Raw genomic sequence first — 22584 nt, 5'->3', positions numbered from 1 at the left:
GTCAGCTGTGCTCGCGCCCGCCGCCGAAGGCCACCAGCGCGCCCATGACCGCCAGCAGGATGAGCAGGACACCGCCGCCCACGGCGTATGGGGACAGCGCGTGCTCGCCGTTCTCGGCGACAGCGGCAGCGAGGGAGAGAGCGCTCAGCGACATGGCGGTGATCCTACCGGCGTCAGCGCACGTGGCCATCTCCGGTCACGACGTACTTGGTCGAGGTCATCTCGGTGAGCCCCATCGGCCCGCGCGCGTGCAGCTTCTGGGTGCTGATGCCGATCTCGGCGCCGAACCCGAACTCACCGCCGTCGGTGAAGCGCGTCGAGGCGTTCACGAGCACCGCAGCCGAGTCGACGGCGGCCACGAAGCGACGTGCTGTCGCCTGGTCCCGCGTCACGATCGCCTCGGTGTGGCCGCTCGAGAAGCGCCGGATGTGGGCGATCGCGTCGTCCACCGAGTCGACGACGCAGGCGGAGATGTCGAGGGAGAGGTACTCCGCGGCGTAGTCGTCGTCCGTGGCCGGCAACACTCCGTCGTACGCCGCGAACTCGGCGTCACCGTGCACGGTCACGCCCGCCTCGGTCAGCGCCTCGACCACCCGCGGCACAAAGGTCTGGGTGAGGTCGGCGTGCACGAGGAGCGACTCGGCGGCGTTGCAGACGCTGGTGCGGTGGGTCTTGGCGTTCAGCACGATGGCCAGCGCCTGGTCGAGGTCGGCGGCCGCGTCGACGTACACGTGGCAGTTGCCCACGCCCGTCTCGATGACCGGCACCGTCGACTCCTCGACGACCGATCGGATCAGGCCGGCCCCACCGCGCGGGATCAGTACGTCGACCAGCCCGCGGGCCCGCATCAGCGCCTTGACGCTCTCGTGAGAGTCACCCGGCACGAGCTGTACGACGTCAGCGGGCAGACCGGCTTCCACGGCTGCATCGCGCAGCACCTGCACGATGGCGGTGTTCGACGACCGCGCGCTCGACGAGCCCCGCAGCAGCACCGCGTTGCCCGCCTTGAGGCAGATGCCCGCGGCGTCGGCGGTGACATTGGGGCGGGCCTCGTAGATCATCCCGACCACTCCGAAGGGCACCCGGATCTGACGCAGCTCGAGCCCGTTGGCGAGCGTCGAGCCGCGCACCACCTCCCCCACCGGGTCGGGGAGGCCAGCCACCTCGCGCAGGCCCTGGGCCATCGCGTCGAGGCGGTCGGGAGTGAGCCGCAGCCGGTCGACGATGTTGGCGGGCGTGCCCGAGGCCTCGGCGCGTCCGACGTCGTCGGCGTTCGCGGCCAGCACCTGATCCGACGACGCCAGCAGGGCAGACGCCATCCCGAGCAGTGCGTCGTCCTTCGTCGCCCGGGTCGCCAGCGCCAGCTCGAAGCTGGCCTCCCGGCCGCGCAGAGCCACCGCGCGGACGTCACCCTCGATGCTCATGGACCGAGCCTACGAGCGTGAGCCGGGCGCGTCACCGCCGTCTCACCGGCCCGGCCGCGATAGGACAGACCCATGCGCGTCCTGCTGCTCGGCGACAGCCACCTCGCCCGGATCCAGCCCGACGACCTGACGCGCATCGCGGCCGAGGTGACCAACGCCGCGATCAGCGGCTCGTTCGCCACCGACCTGGCCGACCAGGTCGCGGGTGTCGCCGACCTCGCGTCGTACGACGTCGTGGTCATCGGCGTCGGCACCAACGACGCGGCGCCGTGGAAGCAGGTGCCGATCGAGACCTCCGAGCGGGCGCTGGCCGACGCGGTCGTCCGTCTCCCCCAGCGGATCGTGTACGTCGCGTCGCCGGGCGTCGACGAGACCCGGCTGAAACGGGTGGCCGACCGCACGAACGAGGTGCTCGCCGACTACAGCAGGGTCGCCGCGGACGTGGTGGCCGCGGCCGGCGGCAGCGTCGTCGACACCCCGGCCGTGCTGGCTTCGCTGGGCAGCGCGGCGTTCGTGGACGACGGCGTGCACCTCGCGCCGGCGGCGTACGAGCTGCTCATCCCGGCGATCGCCGCCGCTGTCGGGTGAAACGACACGACGCCCCGCCCTCCGGAGAGGACGGGGCGTCGGATGTCGATGACTACTTGCGGGCGTTGATCTGCTCGGTCGCGGCCGGCAGCACCTTGTGCAGGTCGCCGACGACACCGAAGTCGACCAGCTCGAAGATCGGGGCCTCGTCGTCCTTGTTGACGGCGACGATGGTCTTCGAGGTCTGCATGCCGGCGCGGTGCTGGATCGCACCGGAGATGCCGTTGGCGACGTAGAGCTGCGGAGAGACCGTCTTGCCGGTCTGGCCGACCTGGAAGGAATGCGGCTTCCAACCCGAGTCGACGGCGGCACGCGAGGCGCCGACCGCGGCACCGAGCGCGTCGGCGAAGCCCTCTACGGGCTCGAAGTCGCCGCCTGTGCCACGGCCACCGGAGACCACGATCGCGGCCTCGGTGAGCTCGGGGCGGCCGGTCGCCTGACGCGGCTGGCTGGCGATGATCTGCGCACCCTTGGCGGCGTCGGAGATCGTGACGGCGAACTGCTCGACGGCAGCGGCACCCTCGGTCTCCTCCGGGGCGGCGGAGTTGGGCTTCACCGTGATGATCGGCGTGCCCTGGGTGACCTTGGCCTGCACCGTGAAGTTGCCGGCGAACACGCTCTGCGTGGTCACCGGACCTTCTTGCACGTCGACGGCGTCGGTGATCAGGCCTGACTCCGTCTTGATGGCGAGGCGACCCGCGATCTCCTTGCCCTCGACCGAGGACGAGATCAACACCGCGGCCACGCCCCCCTCACCAGCAGTCTTCTCGACCAGCTGGGCCAGCGCCTCGGCCTTCGGGGCCACGAGGTAGCCCTTGATCTCGGCGTCGTCGACGACGTAGACCTTCTGCGCGCCGTACTTCTTCACGGCCTCGGCCACGGCGTCGGCCTGGTCGGCAGCACCGATGAAGACCGCGGAGGGCTCGCCGAGGCGGGCCGCGATGGTGAGCAGCTCATAGGTCGGCTTCTTGACCGTGCCGTCGACGTGGTCGACCAGAACGAGTACTTCAGTCATGATCTTGCTCCTCAGATGAACTTCGCTCAGATGAATTTCTTGGCGGCGAGGAACTCGGTCAGCGCCTTGGCGCCCGACCCGTCCTCGTCCGTGACGATCTCGCCGGCGGTGCGGGGCGGACGCTCGGTGGTGTCCTCCACTACGGTCCACGCCACCGAGAGGCCGACCTGGTCGGCGTCGACGCCGAGGTCGCTCAGCGAGTAGGTCTCCATCGGCTTCTTCTTGGCCGCCATGATGCCCTTGAACGACGGGTAGCGGGCCTCGCCCGACTGGTCGGTGACCGAGAGCACCAGCGGCATCGTCGCGCCGATGACCTCGGTAGCGGAGTCGCCGTCGCGCTTGATGCGCACCTGGCCACCCTGGGCCTCGACCACGGCCGCCTGGGTCACCTGGGGCAGCCCGAGCCGCTCGGCCAGCATGGCCGGGACGACGCTCATCGCGCCGTCGGTGGACGCCATGCCGCACATGACGACGTCGACGTCACCGATCTTCTCGATCGCTTTGGCGAGCACCAGTGACGTAGCGATGGCGTCGGAGCCGGCGATCGCGTCGTCGACCACGTGGACGCCCTGGTCGGCACCCATCTGCAGCGCCTTGCGGACGGCGTCGAGGGCCTTCGCGGGTCCCACGCAGAGCGCGGTCACCGTGGTCTCTCCTTCGGCCTTCTCCTTGAGCTGCAGGGCCTGCTCGATGGCGTACTCGTCGAGTTCGGACAGCAGCCCGTCGACGCCGACACGGTCGACGGTGTTGTCGGACTCGAACTGCCGGTCGGCGGTGGCATCGGGGACGTACTTCACGCAAACAACAATGTTCATGGTGTGACCCGGGGGCCTCTCCTGTGCATTCGGTTGGTGCGGCTGAGGCTACTAGCGAGAACCCCACCGCGGAACGCCGTCCAGGGTGGGGTCTCTCACAGTAGGACTGTCAGAATCAGGGGCGGATCAGCCGATCCAGGATGCGGCCCACGATGAGCCAGGCGATCGCGCCGAGGCCCCAGTTGAACAGCGCGTTCTTGACGCCGGCGTTGTCACCGGTGAACTGCTTGATGCCGGCGTCGCGCGAGAAGACACCCAGGTCGACCCGGTCGGCCGCGGAGAGCACGAACGAGACGAGGTCGTTGTCCTTGTTGGCCTTGAGTGCCACCAGCAGCGCACCGACCGCGAGGATCAGCGCGGCGAGCACGCAGACGAGCCAGATGGCCTGCGCCAGCCGCGCCCGGACCAGGCTGACGGCCTCGCCGACTGCCTGCCTGCCCTTGCCTTTGTCCGACTTGCGGTCGGTCTTTTCATCCGTAGCCACGGCGGTTCCTTCTCTCGTTTCGTTGCCGGGAGGCTACCGCCCCACGAACTGGGCCTTGCCCGGTCCGTTCTCAACGAACGAACCCATGCCAATGGCACGGTCCTCGGTGGCGAAAAGTGCGGCGAACTGCTGGCGCTCGATCTCCAGGCCGGTCTCGAGGTCCGTCTCGAGGCCCCGGTCGATGGTCTCCTTGGCCGCGCGGAGGGCGTACGTCGCGGCGCCGGCGAACTGGCCGGCCCACGCCAGCGCCTCGTCGTACACCAGGTCGGCGGGGACGACGCGGTCGACGAGACCGATCGCCAGCGCCTCGTCGGCCTTGACGAAACGGCCGGTGAAGATGATGTCCTTCGCCTTGCTCGGCCCGATCAGCCGGGTCAGCCGCTGGGTGCCACCGGCGCCCGGGATGATGCCGAGCAGCACCTCGGGCTGGCCGAGCACGGCGTTGTCTCCCGCGAACCGCACGTCGGCGCACAGGGCGAGCTCGCAGCCACCGCCGAGCGCGTAGCCGGTGACCGCTGCCACGACCGGCTTCGGGATCCGGGCCACCGAGGTGAGCGCGGACTGCAAGGCTCCGGAGCGCTTGACCATGTCGGTGTACGACATGTCGGCCATCTCCTTGACGTCAGCCCCGGCGGCGAACACCTTCTCGCCTCCGTAGACCACGACCGCCTTGATGTCGTCACGGGCGCTGGCCTCGGTGGCGGCGGCGCGGATCTCCTCCTGCACCTGCACGTTGAGGGCGTTCATCTTGGGGCGGTCCAGCCGGATGGTGCCCACGCCACCCTCGACCTCGAGCCTGACGAAATCCACCACGACGACCTCCACGCAACTCGACAACACGACAGAACCCGAACAGGGACCGAGCCTAGAGGCTCGATCCCTGTCCTTGACGTGCGAGGCGCTCGATCAGACGGTGAACTCGATGCCCCGCGCGGCGAACCGGTTGCGGATCAGCTCCTGGGTGCCGTCGCCCCGGGCGATCGCCTTGAGGTAGATCGCCTTCGCGGCCTGCTGGAACGAGGTGTCCGGCGCGAAGCCGAACTGCGCGTCGATCATCGTGGTGTCCCACTGGGCGGTCGTCTTGCCGGCGTTCACGTAACCGAGCCGGATCTCCCACAGCGCCTGGCTCCAGATCTGGCCGTCGAAGTGCACCTCGTTCCTGCGGGTCAGCAGCGTCAGGTTGCGGTCGAACCGTCGGATGCAGTGTGGAGCGGCGGTGTAGGACACGGCGTCCCAGTCCATCGGGCACGCCTGCTCGGCCCCGACCGGCCAGCCGTAACGCTGGGCGGCAGCCAGGCCGGCGCTGACGGCGAAGTAGTCACCGAAGGACTCGCCGATCGAGCCGGCGTCGAGGCTGCTGCCGTAGCCGGGGACCTGGTCGTTGTGGATGGCGTGACCGTACTCGTGCATGATCACCTCGGCGTCCTCGGCATCGTCGACGCCGCCCTTGCCCAGGCGGATGAAGTCGCCCTTGTCGGTCATGTAGGAGTTGTCGACGCCGTACTGGCTGATGCGCACGTCGTAGGGCCGCTTCAGGATCGGCCGCAACGTGCTGCCGAAGCCGAGGGACTGGAGGTACTCCTGCGCCTCGTTGACCCAGAAGTAGCCCATCACCTGCTCGAACTGGTCCTGGTCGCGGGTGTACTTGAACTCGTTGATGGCGCTGTAAGCCGGGGTGCCGGTGCTGGTGCGCACGTTGGCCCACTTGCCCGACAGCGTGCCCGAGCCGTCGAGGTTGCGCAGGTCCTCGCTCGTGTACGCCTCCCGAGGCATGACGGCCTCCTTGCCGTCCTTGCCGTCGACCAGCGTCTGGTCACCGGTCGACTGGACCGGGTTGACCTTGAAGATCTTGGCCGAGCCGGTGGTGCTCCCGCTGCCCGGCTTGGTGGCGAGGGCGGGCGCGGAGGCCAGGGTGGCGGCGAGTGTCAAGGCGACGAGCCCGGCGCCCGCGGGGATCAGGATGGTTCTCATCGATATCACCTGCGGACCATAACTCGCAGGTCGCGCACTGGGAATAGGTCGCAGCCGCCCAACCTCGCCGGCCGGAGGGCATGCGCCACAATGACCGCCGTGACACCGGGAATGTGGGACCACGAGGGCCAGCGCAACGCAGTCTGGCCCGGGCGCAACTGGCCGCTAGGCGCGACCTGGAGCGAGGAGTCGACCAACTTCGCCGTCTACGCACCCCGGGCGACCCGCGCCTGGGTGTGCCTGTTCGAGGACGACGGCCACGGCACGGAGGTCGAGACCCGGGTCGAGCTGACCGAGCAGTCGCTGGGCATCTGGCACGGCGCCGTGCCCGGCCTGATGGCCGGCGCGCTCTACGGCTACCGCGTCGAGGGACCGTGGCGGCCCGCGGAGGGGCTGCGATTCAACGTCAACAAGCTGCTGCTCGACCCCTACGGCCGGGCGGTCTCCGGCACCGTCACGCCCGAGCCCGCGATCTTCTCGTTCGTCATCGGCACCCCCGAGGTGATGAGCGAGCTCGACTCCGCGCCGTACATGGCGCGCAGCGTCGTCGTATACGACGAGTTCGACTGGGGCGACGACACTCCCCTCGGCCGGCGGTGGCGCGACACCGTCATCTACGAGCTCCACGTCAAGGGCATGACCCAGCTGCATGACCGAGTGCCCGAGGAGCTGCGCGGAACGTACGCCGGCCTCGCGACGCCCGCGGTCATCGACTACCTCCGCGACCTGGGCGTGACGGCGGTCGAGCTGCTGCCGGTGCACCAGTTCGTCTCCGAGCCCAAGCTCGCCGAGCTCGGCCTGGTGAACTACTGGGGCTACAACTCCATCGGCTTCTTCGCCCCGCACGGCGCCTACTCCGCCTCCGGCGACCGTGGCCAGCAGGTCACCGAGTTCAAGACGATGGTCAAGGCGTTCCACGACGCCGGGCTCGAGGTCTATCTCGACGTCGTCTACAACCACACCGCCGAGGCCGGGCCGCGTGGGCCGACGCTGAGCTTCCGGGGCCTCGACGACCGGGGCTACTACCAGCGCGTCAGCGATCAGTTGCACCCGACGGCGAAGACCGACGCCTACTGGGACGTCACCGGGTGCGGCAACACCGTCGACGCCACTCACACCCAGTCGCTGCGGATGATCCTCGACTCGCTGCGCTACTGGGTGAGCGAGATGCACGTCGACGGGTTCCGCTTCGACCTGATGTCGGCACTGGCCCGCACCAACCAGGAGATCGACATGGGCAGCCACCTGCTCGTCGCGATCGGCCAGGACCCGGTGCTGCGCCACGTGAAGCTGATCGCCGAGCCGTGGGACGCCTCCATGGACGGCTACCGCGTCGGAGGCTTCCCGCCGCCGTGGATCGAGTGGAACGACCAGTACCGCGACACTGTCCGCGACTTCTGGCGGGGCCGGGCCGACGGCATCCGCACCGTTGCCACCCGCCTCGCCGGCTCGTCCGACCTGTACGCCGACGACGGCCGGTCGCCGTACGCCTCCGTTAACTTCGTGACCGCCCACGACGGCTTCACCCTGCGCGACCTCGTGTCGTACGACCAGAAGCACAACGAGGCCAACGGCGAGAACGGGCGCGACGGCACCGACAACAACCGCTCGTGGAACTGCGGCGTCGAGGGCGAGACCGACGACCCCGAGATCATCGCGCTGCGGCGGCGGCAGGCCGCGAACATGATGGCGATGCTCTGCTTCTCCAACGGCGTGCCGATGCTGACCGCCGGCGACGAGCGCGGCCGCACCCAGGGTGGCAACAACAACGCCTACGGCCAGGACAACGAGACCTCGTGGATCGACTGGCGACCCGACGACGCGTGGCTCGACCTCTACGAGATCACCAAGACCGCGCTGCGGCTGCGTCGTGAGCACCCGGCGCTGCGGCAGCGGCACTGGTTCGAGGGGCGGCCCACCATCAAGGGTGGTCCCAAGGACATCGTCTGGCTGCACCCCGAGGGGCGCGAGATGTCGGACGCCGACTGGCGCGACGACTCGATCAAGGCGGTCGGGCTGTTCGTGCTGGGTGACCCGTTGCGCTTCCCAGGTGCCCACGGCGAGCAGCAGCGCGACAAGTCGTTCATGATCTGGCTCAACTCCAGCCCCAACGACGTCGTGCTCACGCTGCCCGAGAACGCCTGGATATCCGCCGGCGAGATCGTGCTCTCCACCGACTCGACGAACCCGATCGGCACCCAGGTCAAGGCGGGCGAACAGGTCAAGCAGGAGGGCCGCTCCGTGCTGGTGTTCCGGCAGACCTGAGCTTGGCCGCACAAGCGGGTCGTGGTCGGGCTGACGTCATCGTCCTCCCGCGGCGCCAGTCTTCGGCCTCCACCCGGGCCGAGTTGGCGCCTATCGGGACGACGCCGACCTGCGGTCGGAAATGCACCCCGTCGAATGGCCAGAAACCGCATGAATCTCGGCCAGAACCATGCGGCTTTCGACCAATCGCGGGGTGTCATTTCGGGGCCCGCGCTTGCGCGGGCGGCGGCTTGCCGCCGCCCCGGGCGCCGCTCAGCAGGTCGGGAGAGGCTCGGAGTCAAGAGCGCCGAAGGCGCCGCAGGGAACTCTTGACGCCGAGACCCGACCTGCTACGCGCGCGGGCCCCAGCACCCCGGGCGGACGACGGCGCACCAGGCTCGCCCTCAGGCGGGAACGGCGACCAACCCGAGCTCGGCGACCGAGGCGAGCGCGTCGTTACGCGGCACGACCCGCACTGTGTAGCCGAACGAGCCGGACCGGGCGAGGGACACGTCGGCGTCGAAGCGGTGCCGGTTGCCGTCGTAGCTCTCGACGACGTGCATGACGCTCACGGTCGAGTCGGCGAGCTCGTCGTCGCCGGTGGTGCGGCCGTGCACGACCTGAACCTCGACGTCGTCGGGGCTCAGCGATCCGAGCGCGACGAACGCGCGCACGGTCAGGTTCGCGCCGACCTCCGGGGAGTCGTCGACACCGGCCGACTCGACGTGCTCGACGTGCACCGACGGCCAGGCCTGGCGCACACCCTGCTTCCATGCGGCGAGCTCGCGGGCGCCGTCGTAGTTGGAGTTGAGCGCCCGCGACGTGTGCGCGGCCGGGGAGTACAGGTCGCGCACGTAGTCACGGACCTGACGGGTGGCCAGCACCTTGGGGCCGAGCGACTTCAGCGTGTGCCGCACCATCTCGAGCCAGCGGGTGGGCACGCCCTCGTTGTCGACGTCGTAGAACCGCGGCGCGACCTCGTTCTCGATCAGGTCGTAGAGCGCGTTGGCCTCGAGGTCGTCGCGCCGGTCCTGGTCGTCGACGCCGTCGGCCGACGGGATCGCCCAGCCGTTCTGGCCGTCGTACCACTCGTCCCACCAGCCGTCGAGGATCGACAGATTGAGGCCACCGTTGAGGGCGGCCTTCATGCCGGACGTGCCGCACGCCTCGTAAGGGCGCAGCGGGTTGTTGAGCCAGACGTCGCAGCCGGGGTAGAGAGGCAGCGCCATCGCGATGTCGTAGTTGGGCAGGAACGCGATGCGGTGCCGGATCTCGGGGTCGTCGGCGAACTTGACGATCTCCTGGATCAGCTTCTTGCCGCCGTCGTCGGCCGGGTGCGCCTTGCCGGCGATGACCAGCTGGATCGGCCGCTCGGGGTCGAGCAACAGCATCTTCAGGCGGGCGGGATCGCGCAGCATCAGCGTCAGCCGCTTGTACGACGGCACGCGGCGCGCGAAGCCGATCGTGAGCACATCGGCGTCGAGTGCGGAGTCGACCCAGCCGAGCTCGGCGGGCGCGGATCCGCGCTTGATGCTCGAGCGCCTCATCCGGCCGCGAGCGTCCTCGACGAGCCGGGCTCGCAGGGTCCGCTTGAGGTCCCAGAGCTCCCGGCCACCGAACTCGTCGACCAGCGGCCACAGCGAGTCGGTGTCGTCACCATCGACGTCGGCACCGCGAGAGCGAGCCAGGTCGAAGATCTCGCGGGCGATCCAGGTGGGGCCGTGCACGCCGTTGGTGATCGAGCTGATCGGCACCTCGGCCTCGTCGAAGGCCGGCCAGAGACCGTTGAACATGCCACGAGAGACGACGCCGTGCAGCTTGGAGACGCCGTTGGCCCGCTGGGCGAGCCGGAAGCCCATGACCGCCATGTTGAAGACGGCCGCGTCGCCGCCGTCGTAGTCCTCGGCACCCAGCCTCAGCACCCGGTCGGCGGGCACGCCCGGCGTCGGCGAGGAGCCGCCGCCGAAGTACTGCTCGATGAGCTCCCGCGGGAAGCGGTCGATGCCGGCGGGCACCGGCGTGTGGGTCGTGAAGACCGTGCCGGCCCGGGAGACCTCGAGGGCGGTGTCGAAGTCGAGGCGCGGACCGTCGTCGGCCACGGTGAGCTCGCGGATCCGCTCGATGCCGAGGAAGCCGGCGTGGCCCTCGTTGGTGTGGAAGACCTCGGGCGTGGGTGCACCGGTGATGCGCGAGAAGGCGCGCAGCGCACGCACGCCACCGACGCCGAGGAGCAGCTCCTGGCGCAGGCGGTGCTCGGAGTTTCCGCCGTACAGGCGGTCGGTGACGTCGCGGTAGTGCTGGCTGTTCTCCTCGATGTCGGAGTCGAGCAGCAGCAGCGGCACGCGGCCGACGTTGACCACGAAGATCTTGGCCAGCAGGTCGGGGCCGTCGGGCAGCGAGATCGAGATCGTCGCGCGCGACCCATCGGCCTCGCGCAACAGTGTCAGCGGCAGCTCGTCGGGGTCCAGCACCGGGTAGGTCTCCTGCTGCCAGCCCTCACGAGAGAGCGACTGCTTGAAGTAGCCGTGCCGGTAGAGCAGGCCCACCCCCACGACGGGGATGCCCAGGTCGGACGCCGCCTTGAGGTGGTCGCCGGCAAGGATGCCCAGGCCACCGGAGTACTGCGGGAGCACGGCGGTGATGCCGTACTCGGGCGAGAAGTAGGCGATCGAGCGGGGCGCGTCGGCCCCGGCCTTGCGGGCGTACCAGCGCTCACCGGTGAGGTACTGGTCGAGGTCGGCCTGCGCGGCGCCCAGCGTCTGCAGGAACGCCTCGTCGCCGGCGAGCTCGTCGAGCCGCTCGCGACCGACGGCGCCCAGCAGGCGCACGGGGTCGTGGTTGACGTCCTCCCAGACCTTCGCGTCGACAGCGCGGAAGACGTCCTGGCTCTCCGGATGCCAGGACCAGCGCAGGTTGCCAGCCAGCACCCCCAGCGCGGTCAGCGGCTCGGGGAGGACAGGACGCACGGTGAATCGTCGAATGGCTCGCACGAGACGACGGTAGCGAACATTCTTGGATCGATCCAAGCCCGTGTCCCCACACTGTCCGCGTAACCCGGCTGCCCCCGACGCGGTTGTCGGGGCATGACAGCCCCCGCAGTCCGCACCCTCGCCCTCGTGGCGCTGGCCACCGGCCTCGTCGCCGCAGCCACCCTCACGACTGGTCAAGACCCGGGCTCCGGGGCGTACGCCGCACCTGCGGCTGTCGACCTCGACGCGGTGCGCACACTCGGCGACCCGGTCGCCGGCCTGGCCGACCTCGACGTTCGCGACGCGGTCGCCCCGCTGAGCGGCCAGCGGCAGGCAGCCGCCACCCTCGACGGCGTACACGTGCGCTGGAACGACCTCGGGACTCCCGCGTCGGTGCTGCCCGACGACGGTAGCCTGGGTGCGGCGCCGGGTACGCCGGCCGAGGGTGCGCGGGCCTGGCTGCGCGACCATGCCGACCTGTTCGGGGTCAGCCCTGCCGCCGTCGACGATCTCGAGGTCGTCAACGCCCAGGCCCTCCAGGACAGCCCGGCCCGTGCGGTGCTGTTCCGGCAGAAGTTCGGCTCTCTCGTCCCGGCCACCGGCGGCATGGTCACCGTGGGCGTGACCGACGGGAAGGTCGCCTACGTCTCGTCGTCCCTGAGCCGCGCCACCGGCACCCCGCCCGCTGCGACCCTCAGCCCGAAGGAGGGCTGGCTCGAGGCCGCCGCCGACGTCGGCCGCGCGGTCACCGACAGTGAGCTCGGCGGAATCGATAGCAACGTCTCCGGTGGCTGGACGCGCCTCACGGTGCCCGGTCTCGTGCAGGAGCAGCTGGTCCGGCTGCGGGCCCTCCCTCTCTCCGACGGTGACGTACGGCCGGTCTACGAGGCCAACGTCGTCGACGTCAGCGGCGGCTCCACCCTGGCCCACACCGTGCTCGTCGACGCGATCAACGGCGACGTGCTCGTCCGGCGCAACCAGGTGGACAACGCGGTCTACAACAACGTCTTCACAGGGAAGATCACTCCGACCACCTGTGGAACCCGCCACCCCTTCGACCTTGGTGACGGCGCCACGAAGCAGATCAACACCGTCGCCACCGCGGCACCCGCGGACGACATCACGGTGAACATCTACGGTCCGGGCGGCTTGCTCTTGTCCCAGGATCTGCTCACCAGCCCCGAGGTGGCGACGTACTCCGCCGACTCGATCCCGGCCGGCACCTACAGCGTGGAGATCTGCCCGTTCGACGCGACGTCCGTCGTGGTCGGTCAGTACTCCGTAGCGGTGTCCACCAGTGACACCGCCGCCCCCGGGGGCAGTGACGTCGGGTTCTCGCCGAGGTGGCGCTATTTCGAGGCCAACCCGACCCTCGACTCCGCCACGGAGATTCCGAGCAACTCCGTGATCGGCTGCTGGCGGCCCGCCGCCGACTGCACCGCCACCGCGGGCGCGCACGAGAACATCGCGGCCTTCGGCCCGTGGGACTCCCTCACAGGCGGTGTGCCGACCAACACCACAGTCGGCAACAACGCCAACACCCACGAGGCGTGGGGCAGCCCGCTCACTCCAGGCGGCACGTTCCAGGCGCCCACGTCCGCGACGCGGGAGTACACCACGGAGTTCACCGACTCCTGGAACAACTCCAAGTGCGATCCGACCCAGCTCACACCGGGTGGCAACGACATCGAGGCGTCGGTCGGCAACCTGTTCGTGGCCCACAACCGGATGCACGACTTCGCCTACTACCTGGGCTTCACCGAGGAGAACTACAACCTCCAGCAGGACAACGGTGGTCGTGGAGGGGTCGCCGGTGACTCCGAGGTCGGCAACGCCCAGGCCGGCGCGATCTCGGGCGGATCCCCGTCCTACCTGGGACGCGACAACGCCAACCAGATCGCGCTGCAGGACGGCGTGCCCGGCATCACCAACCAGTACCTCTTCCAGCCGATCGCCGGCGCGTTCTACGCACCGTGCACCGACGGCGGGCTCGACATGGGCATCGTCGGGCACGAGTACACCCACGCGATCAGCAACCGGATGGTCGGTGGCCCCGACGACGGCCTGACCTCCGAGCAGGGTGGCGCGATGGGTGAGTCGTGGAGCGACCTGGTCGCCGGCGAGTACCAGTTCAGCCACGACCACTCCAACGGCGGCAACCCGTGGGCCGTGGGCGTCTACGCCACCGGCAACAAGGACGTCGCGATCCGCGACTACTCCATCGACAAGAACCCCCTGAACTACTCCGACTACGGCTTCGACGTCACAGGCGACGAGGTGCACGCCAACGGCGAGATCTGGAACGGCACCCTGTGGGACGTCCGCCAGGCACTCGTCGAGAAGTACGACGCGCAGTTCCCGTACGCCGACAAGGCACTGCAGCTGCAGTGTGCCCAGGCCACGAAGACGCAGACCCCGCGTCCGGCCGATGCCTGCCCGGGCAACCGGCGCTGGGTGCAGCTGCTCTTTGACTCGTTCCTGCTCCAGCAGGGCGACACGTCGATGCTCGACGCCCGTGACGCGATGCTGGCGGCCGACAGCATGCGCTTCGGCGGGGCCGACCTGCCGCAGATGTGGTCGGCGTTCGCCCGCCGCGGCATGGGCCGTGACGCCTCGACGCCGGACGCCAGCTCGGGCGACACGACGCCGAGCTTCGCCTCGCCCATGGCCGACAACACCACGGTGACGTTCCAGTCGTCGGGTGCTGCGCGCATCTACGTGGGTGACTACGAGGCACGGGCCACCCCGGTCGCCGACACGGTCGGCACGACCGGTCTCGGTGCGGCCGCCCCGTTCGCTCCCGGCACCTACCGGATGCTGGCGGTCTCGCCGGACCACGGCTTCCAGCGGTTCACGCTCGAGGTCGCGCCCGGTGGTGGCGCACGCACCGTGGTCGTACCCGACACCGACGTCAACGTCGCGAGCGCCGCCGCCGGCGCCACCGTCATCGGCTCGACGGCGGGCTCCCTCAACCCGGAGCAGCTCATCGACGGCACGGAGGAGACCAACTGGGGCGGCGTGACCGCCGCGAACGTCGACGAGACGACGCCGTCCGTCGCGGTCGACCTGGCCGGAGACGTGCAGACCGTACGTCGCGTGCAGGTCAGCGCCATGCTCACGCCGGCGCCGGCTGACCCCAACGAGGTCCCGCTCGCAGCCGACCCGGACTCCGGTTCGCGCTTCACCGCGTTGCGGCAGTTCGCCGTCGAGGCGTGTGTCGCCGACTGCGCCTCCGCCGGTGCCGCGTGGACACGGTTCTACACCTCGCCCGCGGACGCGTTCCCGAGCCGGGCGCCGCGTCCGGTCGCTCCCGACCTGACCATGCGCGTGTACGACGTGCCGGCGACGCAGGCGTCCGCCGTGCGACTGGTCGCGCTGCAGAACCAGTGCACCGGCAACCCGGCGTATGCCGGTGAGCTCGACAACGATCCGAACAACGCGACCGACTGCAAGACCAAGTCCGACCGGGGCACGATCGTGCACGCCTCGGAGCTGCAGGTCTTCACGACACCCGCGCCGGTCACCGGTCCGGGCTCGGGAACCGACCCGGGCTCGGGCGCGGGCACTCCCCCAACCGGCACGCCCGTTCCCGGCACCACCCCGACCACACCCACCCCGACCACGGGATCCGGCGCGGCTCGCACCGCGATCGCGCTCACGGTGTTCCGCCGGGTGCAGACCCGGTTCAACGCACCGCCGAAGCTGAAGCTCGGCGTGGAGGCCGGTGGCTCCCGGTTGCGCACCGGCGGCTCGATCGTGATCCGGCTGGACGGCAAGAAGTTCGCGGAGTTCAACCTGAACAAGTTGGAGATGGTCACGACCGTCCGCCGTCCGCTGGCGGTGGGCTCCCACACGGTTCGGGTCACCTTCCAGCCTTTCGACACGGCGAGCTACACGAAGTCGCGCTCTCCCAAGGTGCGCATCCAGGTGCTGCGCGACTGACCCCGAGCTGACGGTGGGCGGTGCCACGGGGGCCGCCCGCCGTCACCAACCGATGGGACGCATTGGCCTCGTCTTGCTTGTGGCCATGCGATTCGCAAGTGTGGGTGCATGGTTGGACGAATACCCGTCATGGACGTGCACCCCGTCGTCGACCTTGGTCGCCAGCCGGCCAAGGCCACCGAGGGTGAACCTCTCCCCATCCGTGCCTCGGTGTTCCGCGAGGGGCACGACCAGCTCGGAGCCGAGGTCGTGCTCGCCGGACCCGACGGCGTACGCCGCGCTCCGGTGCGGATGGTCAAGCACGCCGACATCCCCGACCGGTACGACGCACTGGTGACGCCCGACCAGCCGGGCAGCTGGACCTTCGAGGTGCACGCCTGGTCCGACCCGATCGCGACCTGGCAGCACGACGCCGGGCTGAAGATCCCCGCCGGCGTCGACGTCGAGCTGATGTTCACCGAGGCCCGGCTGCTCATCAACCGGGTCATCGGCGAGGGCGGTCTCACCGACAACGAGCGGTTGGTGCTCACCGGCGCGGCCGAGGCGGCTGCCGCCGAGTCACGACCGGTGCCGGCGCGGCTGGCCGCCCTCCAGACCGCCGAGCTCGACGACATCCTGGCCAGCCACCCGCTGCGCGAGCTGGTGACCATCGAGGGTCCCTACCCGGCGTACGCCGATCGCGGCCGCGCGCTGTTCGGCAGCTGGTACGAGTTCTTCCCGCGGTCCGAGGGCGCCAACCGCGACGAGTTGTCCGGCAAGGTCACCACCGGCACGTTCCTCACCGCCGCCAAGCGCCTGGACGCGGTGGCCGAGATGGGCTTCGACGTGATCTACCTGCCGCCGATCCACCCGATCGGCGAGGTCAACCGCAAGGGACCCAACAACACGCTTACGCCGGGGCCTGACGACACCGGGTCGCCGTGGGCGATCGGCAGCAAGGCCGGCGGCCACGACGCCATCCACCCCGATCTCGGCAGCTTCGACGACTTCGACGCGTTCGTCGGGCGGGCCGGCGAGCTCGGCCTCGAAGTCGCGCTCGACCTCGCACTGCAGGTCGCCCCCGACCACCCGTGGGTGAAGACCAACCCGGAGTGGTTCACCACGCGCGCCGACGGCACGATCGCCTACGCCGAGAACCCGCCGAAGAAGTATCAGGACATCTACCCGGTCAACTTCGACAACGACCCCAACGGCATCTGCCGCGAGGTGCTGCGCATCGTGCGGCTCTGGATGTCGCACGGCGTGCGGATCTTCCGCGTCGACAACCCGCACACCAAGCCGGTCGCGTTCTGGGAGTGGCTGCTCAAGGAGGTACGCCGCACCGACCCCGACGTGGTGTTCCTCTCCGAGGCGTTCACCCGGCCTGCGATGATGCACGCCCTGGGCGCGGTGGGCTTCCACCAGTCCTACACCTACTTCACGTGGCGCACCGGCAAGCGCGAGCTCGGCGACTACCTCGTCGAGCTGTCCAGCGAGTCCGACCACCTGATGCGGCCGAACTTCTTCGTCAACACCCCCGACATCCTGCACGCGTTCCTCCAGTACGGCGGCCCGGCGGCGTTCAAGATCCGGGCCGCGATCGCGGCCACCGGCTCGCCGAGCTGGGGTGTCTACGCCGGCTACGAGCTGTTCGAGCACGTGGCGGTGAAGCCGGGCAGCGAGGAGTACCTCGACTCGGAGAAGTACCAGATCCGCATCCGCGACTGGAAGCAGGCTGATGCCGACGGCCGCACGCTCGCGCCGTACATCACGCACCTGAACAAGATCCGCCGGGAGCACCCGGCGCTCCAGCTGCTCCGCAACCTCACCGTCCACGACGGCGACGACGAGAGCGTGCTGGTGTACAGCAAGCGCGTCGATGACGACGTGGTGATCGTCGTGGCCAACCTCGACCCGCACGGCGCGCGCGAGACGATGATCCACCTCGACATGCCGGCGCTCGGCCTCGACTGGAACGACACCTTCGTCGCCCACGACGAGATCACGGGCGCCGACTGGAGCTGGAGCCGCCACAACTACGTTCGTCTTGACCCCGGTCACGAGCCGGTGCACATCATCTCCGTCAGGAGGCCGCGTTGACGGCACCCGCAAGCGAGCCCGAGACCATCCCCACGATCGAGGAGACAATCCACCCCGCGAGCGACCAGGAGATCGGCGAGTCCGCCATCGGCAACCAGCCCGACTGGTTCAAGACAGCCGTCTTCTACGAGGTGCTGGTGCGGTCGTTCCGCGACTCCAACGCCGACGGCACAGGTGACTTCAAGGGTTTGATCGAGAAGCTCGACTACCTGGCCTGGCTCGGCGTCGACTGCCTATGGGTGCCGCCGTTCTTCACCTCGCCGCTGCGCGACGGCGGCTACGACGTGGCCGACTACACCGGCATCCTGCCGGAGTGCGGCAGTGTCGATGACTTCCACGAGTTCCTCGACGAGGCCCACAAGCGCGGCATCCGGGTGATCATCGACTTCGTCATGAACCACACCTCCGACCAGCACCCGTGGTTCCAGGAGTCGCGCAAGGATCCCGACGGCCCCTATGGCGACTTCTACGTCTGGTCCGACACCGACGAGCTCTACGAGGAGGCGCGTGTCATCTTCGTCGACACCGAGCCGTCCAACTGGACCTTCGACCAGGAGCGCGGGCAGTACTACTGGCACCGTTTCTTCCACCACCAGCCCGACCTCAACTTCGACAACCCGGCCGTCCACGACGCGATGTTCGAGGCAATGGCCTTCTGGCTGGACATGGGTCTCGACGGCTTCCGGCTCGACGCCGTGCCGTACCTCTACGAGCGGCCGGGCACCAACGGCGAGAACCTGCCCGAGACCCACGAGTTCCTGCGCAAGTGCCGCGCGTTCGTCGACGAGCACTACCCCGGTCGGGTGCTGCTGTGCGAGGCCAACCAGTGGCCCACCGACGTGGTGGAGTACTTCGGCAACCCCGACGTGGGCGGCGACGAGTGCCACATGGCCTTCCACTTCCCGGTGATGCCGCGCATCTTCATGGCCGTACGCCGTGAGTCCCGCTTCCCGATCTCCGAGATCATGGCCCAGACACCGGCCATCCCCGACAGCTGCCAGTGGGGCATCTTCCTGCGCAACCACGACGAGCTGACGCTCGAGATGGTGACCGACGAGGACCGTGACTACATGTGGTCCGAGTACGCCACCGACCCGCGGATGAAGGCCAACATCGGCATCCGCCGGCGGCTCGCGCCACTGCTCGACAACGACATCAACCGGATCGAGCTCTTCACGGCGCTGCTCCTGTCGCTGCCCGGATCGCCGGTGCTCTACTACGGCGACGAGATCGGCATGGGCGACAACATCTGGCTCGGTGACCGCGACGGCGTACGCACCCCGATGCAGTGGACGCCCGACCGCAACGCCGGCTTCTCCTCGGCCACGCCGGGCAAGCTGCACCTCCCGGCCGTCCAGGATCCCGTCTACGGCTACCAGAGCGTCAACGTCGAGTCGCAACTGGAGAACTCCTCCAGCCTGCTGCACTGGACGCGCCGGATGATCCACGCCCGCCGCGGCCACGACGCCTTCGGCCTCGGCACCTTCACCGACCTCGGTGGATCCAACCCGAGCGTGCTGTCCTACGCCCGCGAGTACCGCGGCGACGTCATTGTGTGCGTCAACAACCTGTCGCGCTTCTCCCAGCCGGTCGAGCTCGACCTGCGCCACTGGGAGGGCTGCGCGCCGGTCGAGCTGCTCGGCGGCGTGGTCTTCCCGGCCATCGGCGAGCTCCCCTACCTGCTGACCATGGGTGGCTACGGCTTCTACTGGTTCCGGCTCACCTCGCCTGAAGTGACCGGCGCACCGACCGAAGGAGGCATCGCATGAGCGACCACCCGCAGCTCGAGGCCTATCTCGACGCCGCCCGCTGGTTCGGAGGCAAGGGCCGCGGCGCACGCGTCACCGGCATCGACCGGATCGCGTCAATCGAGGGCTCCCCGCTCCTCACCGTCGACTTGATCACGATCGCCTACGCCGACGGCGGCGCCGACGAGGTCTACCAGCTGCCGATGGCCAACTACGCCGAGCCGCAGGGCCGTCTCGACCACGCCCTCATCGGCAGCTGGGACGACGGTCGCCTCGGCTACTACGTCTACGCGTACGACGCGGTGCACGACCGCGACGCGATGGCGCGCTACCTCCAGGCGTTCGACGAGACGGACAGCTCACGCGAGCTGGGCGGGCTGACTTTCCACCGGCTGCCCGGCCACGAGTTCGACATCGAGGCGCACTCGACGCTGTTCACCGGCGAGCAGTCGAACTCCTCGGTCGCCTTCGGCGAGGACTCCGTGCTCAAGGTGTTCCGCAAGATCACGCCCGGCATCAACCCCGACATCGCGATCCACGAGGTGCTGACGCGGGCGAAGTCGGAGCATGTCGCGCAACTGTACGGCTGGGTGGAAGCTCCGTCTGGTGCCGACGGCATCCTGCACCTGGCGATGTTGCAGCAGTTCCTGCGCACCGGCAGCGACGGTTGGGAGCTCGCCCAGACGAGCGTGCGCAACTTGCTGACCGAGGCCGACCTGCACGCCGACGAGGTCGGTGGCGACTTCGCCGGCGAGGCTGCGCGGCTAGGTGTCGCGCTGGCCGAGACGCACGCGGTCCTCGGGGAGCAGTTCCCCAGGCATGTCCGCACCCCCGACGAGATGGCCGCCCTGGCGGCATCGATGCAGACGCGACTCGATGCGGCGCTGCTCGTAGCGCCCCAGCTCGCGACCTACGAACCGGCGCTGCGGGCGACGTACGACGCCATCGCGGGGCTGCCGGGCGACGCGGTGCAGACCGTGCACGGTGACCTGCACCTGGGTCAGACGCTGCGCACCGTTAAGGGGTGGAAGATCGTCGACTTCGAGGGCGAGCCCGCCCGGCCGCTCGCCGAGCGGATGCTGCCCGACTCGCGGTGGCGCGACGTCGCTGGCATGCTGCGCAGCTTCGACTACGCGCCCCGGGTGGCGGCGATGATCGCCAGCTCGAACGCGTCAGACGGAGACGAGCAACGCGACTACCGGGCGCGCGAGTGGGCCGAACGCAACCGCGAGGCCTTCCTGACGGCGTACACCGGTCGCCCTCTCGACGACGCCGAGCAGACCCTGCTCGACGCGTACGTCGCCGACAAGGCTGTCTACGAGGCGGTCTACGAGGTCCGCAACCGCCCGGCCTGGGTCAGCATCCCGCTGGAGGCGCTCGCCGCCGTCGGAACCCCCGCAACAGACAACGAGGAGATCCGATGACCGGTCCCGGAGAACTCGACATCCACCTGATCAACGAGGGACGCCACGAGGAGCTGTGGGAGGTCCTCGGCGCGCACCCGGGTGATGACGGCACGTCGTTCTCTGTCTGGGCGCCCAACGCCCAGGAGGTCCAGATCGCCGGCTCGTTCAACGAGTGGGACGGCGCCAGGACCCCGCTCGCCGCGATCGGCTCGTCCGGTGTGTGGCACGTGCTGGCGCCCGGCGTCGGCGCGGGCGCGCAGTACAAGTTCCGGATCCGCGGCATCGACGGCGTCTGGCGCGACAAGGCCGACCCGATGGCGTTCCACACGCAGGTGCCGCCTGAGACGGCGTCGGTCGTCTTCGCGTCGTCCCACTCCTGGGGCGACGACGCCTGGATGACGGCGCGGGCCTCGAAGACGCCGGCCTCCGAGCCGATGTCGGTCTACGAGATGCACCTCGGCTCGTGGCGCAAGCACTACGACGGGTCGACGTACTCCTACAGCGAGCTGGCCGACGCGCTCATCCCCTACCTCGTCGAGCTGGGCTTCACGCACGTCGAGTTCATGCCGGTGATGGAGCACCCGTTCGGTGGTTCGTGGGGCTACCAGGTGACGTCGTACTTCGCTCCGACCTCGCGCTTCGGCGACCCCGACGGCTTCCGCGACCTCGTCGACCGGCTGCACCAGGCCGGCATCGGCGTCATCGTGGACTGGGTGCCCGCGCACTTCCCCAAGGACGAGTTCGCACTGGCCCGCTTCGACGGCACGCCGCTCTACGAGGACCCGAACCCCTCGCGCGGCGAGCACCCCGACTGGGGCACCTACGTCTTCAACTTCGGCCGCCGCGAGGTGCGTAACTTCCTCGTCGCCAACGCGCTCTACTGGCTGGAGGAGTTCCACATCGACGGGCTGCGGGTCGACGCCGTCGCCTCGATGCTCTACCTCGACTACTCCCGCGAGCCCGGTCAGTGGACGCCCAACGTGCACGGCGGCCGCGAGAACCTCGAGGCGGTGCAGTTCCTCCAGGAGATGAACGCCACCGTCTACAAGCGGGTGCCCGGCGCGATGGTGATCGCCGAGGAGTCGACGTCGTGGCCCGGCGTCACCAAGCCGACGTCCGAGGGCGGCCTGGGCTTCGGCTTCAAGTGGAACATGGGCTGGATGCACGACTCTCTCGGCTACGTCGAGAAGGACCCGATCCATCGCAGCCACCACCACGGCCAGATGACGTTCTCGATGGTCTACGCCTACTCCGAGAACTTCACGCTCCCCATCAGCCACGACGAGGTCGTGCACGGCAAGGGCTCCCTGCTGCGCAAGATGCCCGGTGACCGCTGGCAGCAGCTGGCCAACCTGCGCGCCTATCTCGCGTTCATGTGGGCCCATCCCGGCAAGCAGCTCATCTTCATGGGTTCTGAGTTCGGCCAGGAGTCCGAATGGGCCGAGGCCCGCGAGCTCGACTGGTGGCTGCTCGAGCACCCCGAGCACGAAGGCGTGCGCTCCCTGCTGCGTGATCTGAACCGCGTGTACACGCAGACGCCGGCCCTCTACAAGCTCGACAGCGACCCCGCCGGGTTCGAGTGGATCGACGCCAACGACGCCACCCGCAACGTGTTCTCGTTCGTACGTCGGGCGCCCGGCGAGCCGGACCTGGTGTGCGTCGCCAACTTCGCGGCCGTCCCGCACGAGGGCTACCGCCTCCCGCTGCCCGCCGCCGGCTGCTGGGACGAGGTGCTCAACACCGACGCGTCGGTCTACACCGGCTCCGGGGTCGGCAACCTGGGCATCGTCGAGGCCGTCACGGGCGAGCACCACGGTTGCCCGGCGTACGCCGACATCGTCGTGCCGCCGCTGGCGACGGTGTGGCTGCGCCGCGAGTCCTAGAACCGGGGCTCGGGAC

15 protein-coding genes are annotated in these 22584 nt (G+C 69.4%); 7 read left to right on the top strand and 8 right to left on the bottom strand.

Features of this window, described 5'->3' with window-relative positions:
- Position 1 precedes the first annotated feature (1 nt).
- Complete coding sequence (locus tag H4Q84_RS21355) at positions 2-154, bottom strand: hypothetical protein (RefSeq protein WP_248581078.1); 153 nt, start codon at positions 152-154, stop codon at positions 2-4.
- Between the two features lie 19 nt (positions 155-173).
- Positions 174-1424, bottom strand: coding sequence for a glutamate-5-semialdehyde dehydrogenase (locus H4Q84_RS21350; RefSeq protein WP_248581077.1), 1251 nt, complete (start codon positions 1422-1424; stop codon positions 174-176).
- A gap of 72 nt (positions 1425-1496) precedes the next feature.
- Between H4Q84_RS21350 and H4Q84_RS21345 the strand changes: the two genes are divergently transcribed.
- The gene (locus H4Q84_RS21345; protein ID WP_248581076.1) at positions 1497-2012 is read left to right on the top strand and encodes an SGNH/GDSL hydrolase family protein; all 516 of its coding nucleotides are present in this window, start codon (positions 1497-1499) and stop codon (positions 2010-2012) included.
- Between the two features lie 52 nt (positions 2013-2064).
- On the opposite strand, the gene H4Q84_RS21340 is transcribed toward H4Q84_RS21345, so the two are convergent.
- The 5 genes from H4Q84_RS21340 to H4Q84_RS21320 form a co-directional block, all read right to left on the bottom strand.
- Positions 2065-3027 (bottom strand): electron transfer flavoprotein subunit alpha/FixB family protein, encoded by a 963-nt coding sequence (locus tag H4Q84_RS21340; protein WP_248581075.1) that lies wholly within the window; start codon positions 3025-3027, stop codon positions 2065-2067.
- A gap of 26 nt (positions 3028-3053) precedes the next feature.
- Positions 3054-3842 carry an electron transfer flavoprotein subunit beta/FixA family protein gene (locus H4Q84_RS21335; protein WP_349238384.1) on the bottom strand — a complete coding sequence of 263 codons (789 nt, stop codon included), beginning with the start codon at positions 3840-3842 and terminating at the stop codon, positions 3054-3056.
- A gap of 115 nt (positions 3843-3957) precedes the next feature.
- Positions 3958-4326, bottom strand: a complete 369-nt coding sequence (locus tag H4Q84_RS21330) for a hypothetical protein (RefSeq protein ID WP_248581073.1) — start codon at positions 4324-4326, stop codon at positions 3958-3960.
- Positions 4327-4359: 33 nt separating this feature from the next.
- Entirely contained in the window at positions 4360-5139 is a 780-nt protein-coding gene (locus tag H4Q84_RS21325) for an enoyl-CoA hydratase-related protein (RefSeq protein WP_248581072.1), read from the bottom strand.
- 93 nt (positions 5140-5232) lie between these two features.
- Positions 5233-6297: a M36 family metallopeptidase gene (locus tag H4Q84_RS21320; protein ID WP_248581071.1), complete on the bottom strand. Its 1065-nt coding sequence runs from the start codon at positions 6295-6297 to the stop codon at positions 5233-5235.
- A gap of 99 nt (positions 6298-6396) precedes the next feature.
- Here H4Q84_RS21320 and glgX point away from each other — a divergent pair, with 99 nt between their 5' ends.
- Positions 6397-8562, top strand: coding sequence for a glycogen debranching protein GlgX (gene glgX / locus H4Q84_RS21315; RefSeq protein WP_248581070.1), 2166 nt, complete (start codon positions 6397-6399; stop codon positions 8560-8562).
- Between the two features lie 383 nt (positions 8563-8945).
- On the opposite strand, the gene glgP is transcribed toward glgX, so the two are convergent.
- Positions 8946-11507 (bottom strand): alpha-glucan family phosphorylase, encoded by a 2562-nt coding sequence (gene glgP / locus H4Q84_RS21310; RefSeq protein ID WP_349238383.1) that lies wholly within the window; start codon positions 11505-11507, stop codon positions 8946-8948.
- 117 nt (positions 11508-11624) lie between these two features.
- Between glgP and H4Q84_RS21305 the strand changes: the two genes are divergently transcribed.
- The 5 genes from H4Q84_RS21305 (at position 11625) to glgB (ending at position 22568) form a co-directional block, all read left to right on the top strand.
- Positions 11625-15452, top strand: coding sequence for a M36 family metallopeptidase (locus H4Q84_RS21305; RefSeq protein WP_248581068.1), 3828 nt, complete (start codon positions 11625-11627; stop codon positions 15450-15452).
- A 108-nt stretch (positions 15453-15560) separates the two neighbouring features.
- Complete coding sequence (locus H4Q84_RS21300) at positions 15561-17531, top strand: alpha-1,4-glucan--maltose-1-phosphate maltosyltransferase (RefSeq protein WP_282580284.1); 1971 nt, start codon at positions 15561-15563, stop codon at positions 17529-17531.
- 47 nt (positions 17532-17578) lie between these two features.
- The gene (gene treS / locus H4Q84_RS21295; RefSeq protein ID WP_248583700.1) at positions 17579-19300 is read left to right on the top strand and encodes a maltose alpha-D-glucosyltransferase; all 1722 of its coding nucleotides are present in this window, start codon (positions 17579-17581) and stop codon (positions 19298-19300) included.
- On the top strand, positions 19297-20703 hold the full coding sequence (locus tag H4Q84_RS21290; RefSeq protein WP_248581066.1) for a hypothetical protein: 1407 nt from the start codon (positions 19297-19299) through the stop codon (positions 20701-20703). Before treS ends, H4Q84_RS21290 begins: the two co-directional genes overlap by 4 nt.
- Complete coding sequence (glgB, locus tag H4Q84_RS21285; protein ID WP_248581065.1) at positions 20700-22568, top strand: 1,4-alpha-glucan branching protein GlgB; 1869 nt, start codon at positions 20700-20702, stop codon at positions 22566-22568. The genes H4Q84_RS21290 and glgB overlap by 4 nt, the downstream gene beginning before the upstream one ends.
- The last annotated feature ends 16 nt before the right edge of the window (positions 22569-22584 follow it).

Origin of the sequence: Nocardioides sp. InS609-2 (assembly GCF_023208195.1) — a bacterium.
GTDB lineage: Bacteria > Actinomycetota > Actinomycetes > Propionibacteriales > Nocardioidaceae > Nocardioides.
The sequence above is the reverse complement of the archived record's forward strand: the minus strand, read 5'-3'. Positions and strand labels throughout refer to the sequence as shown.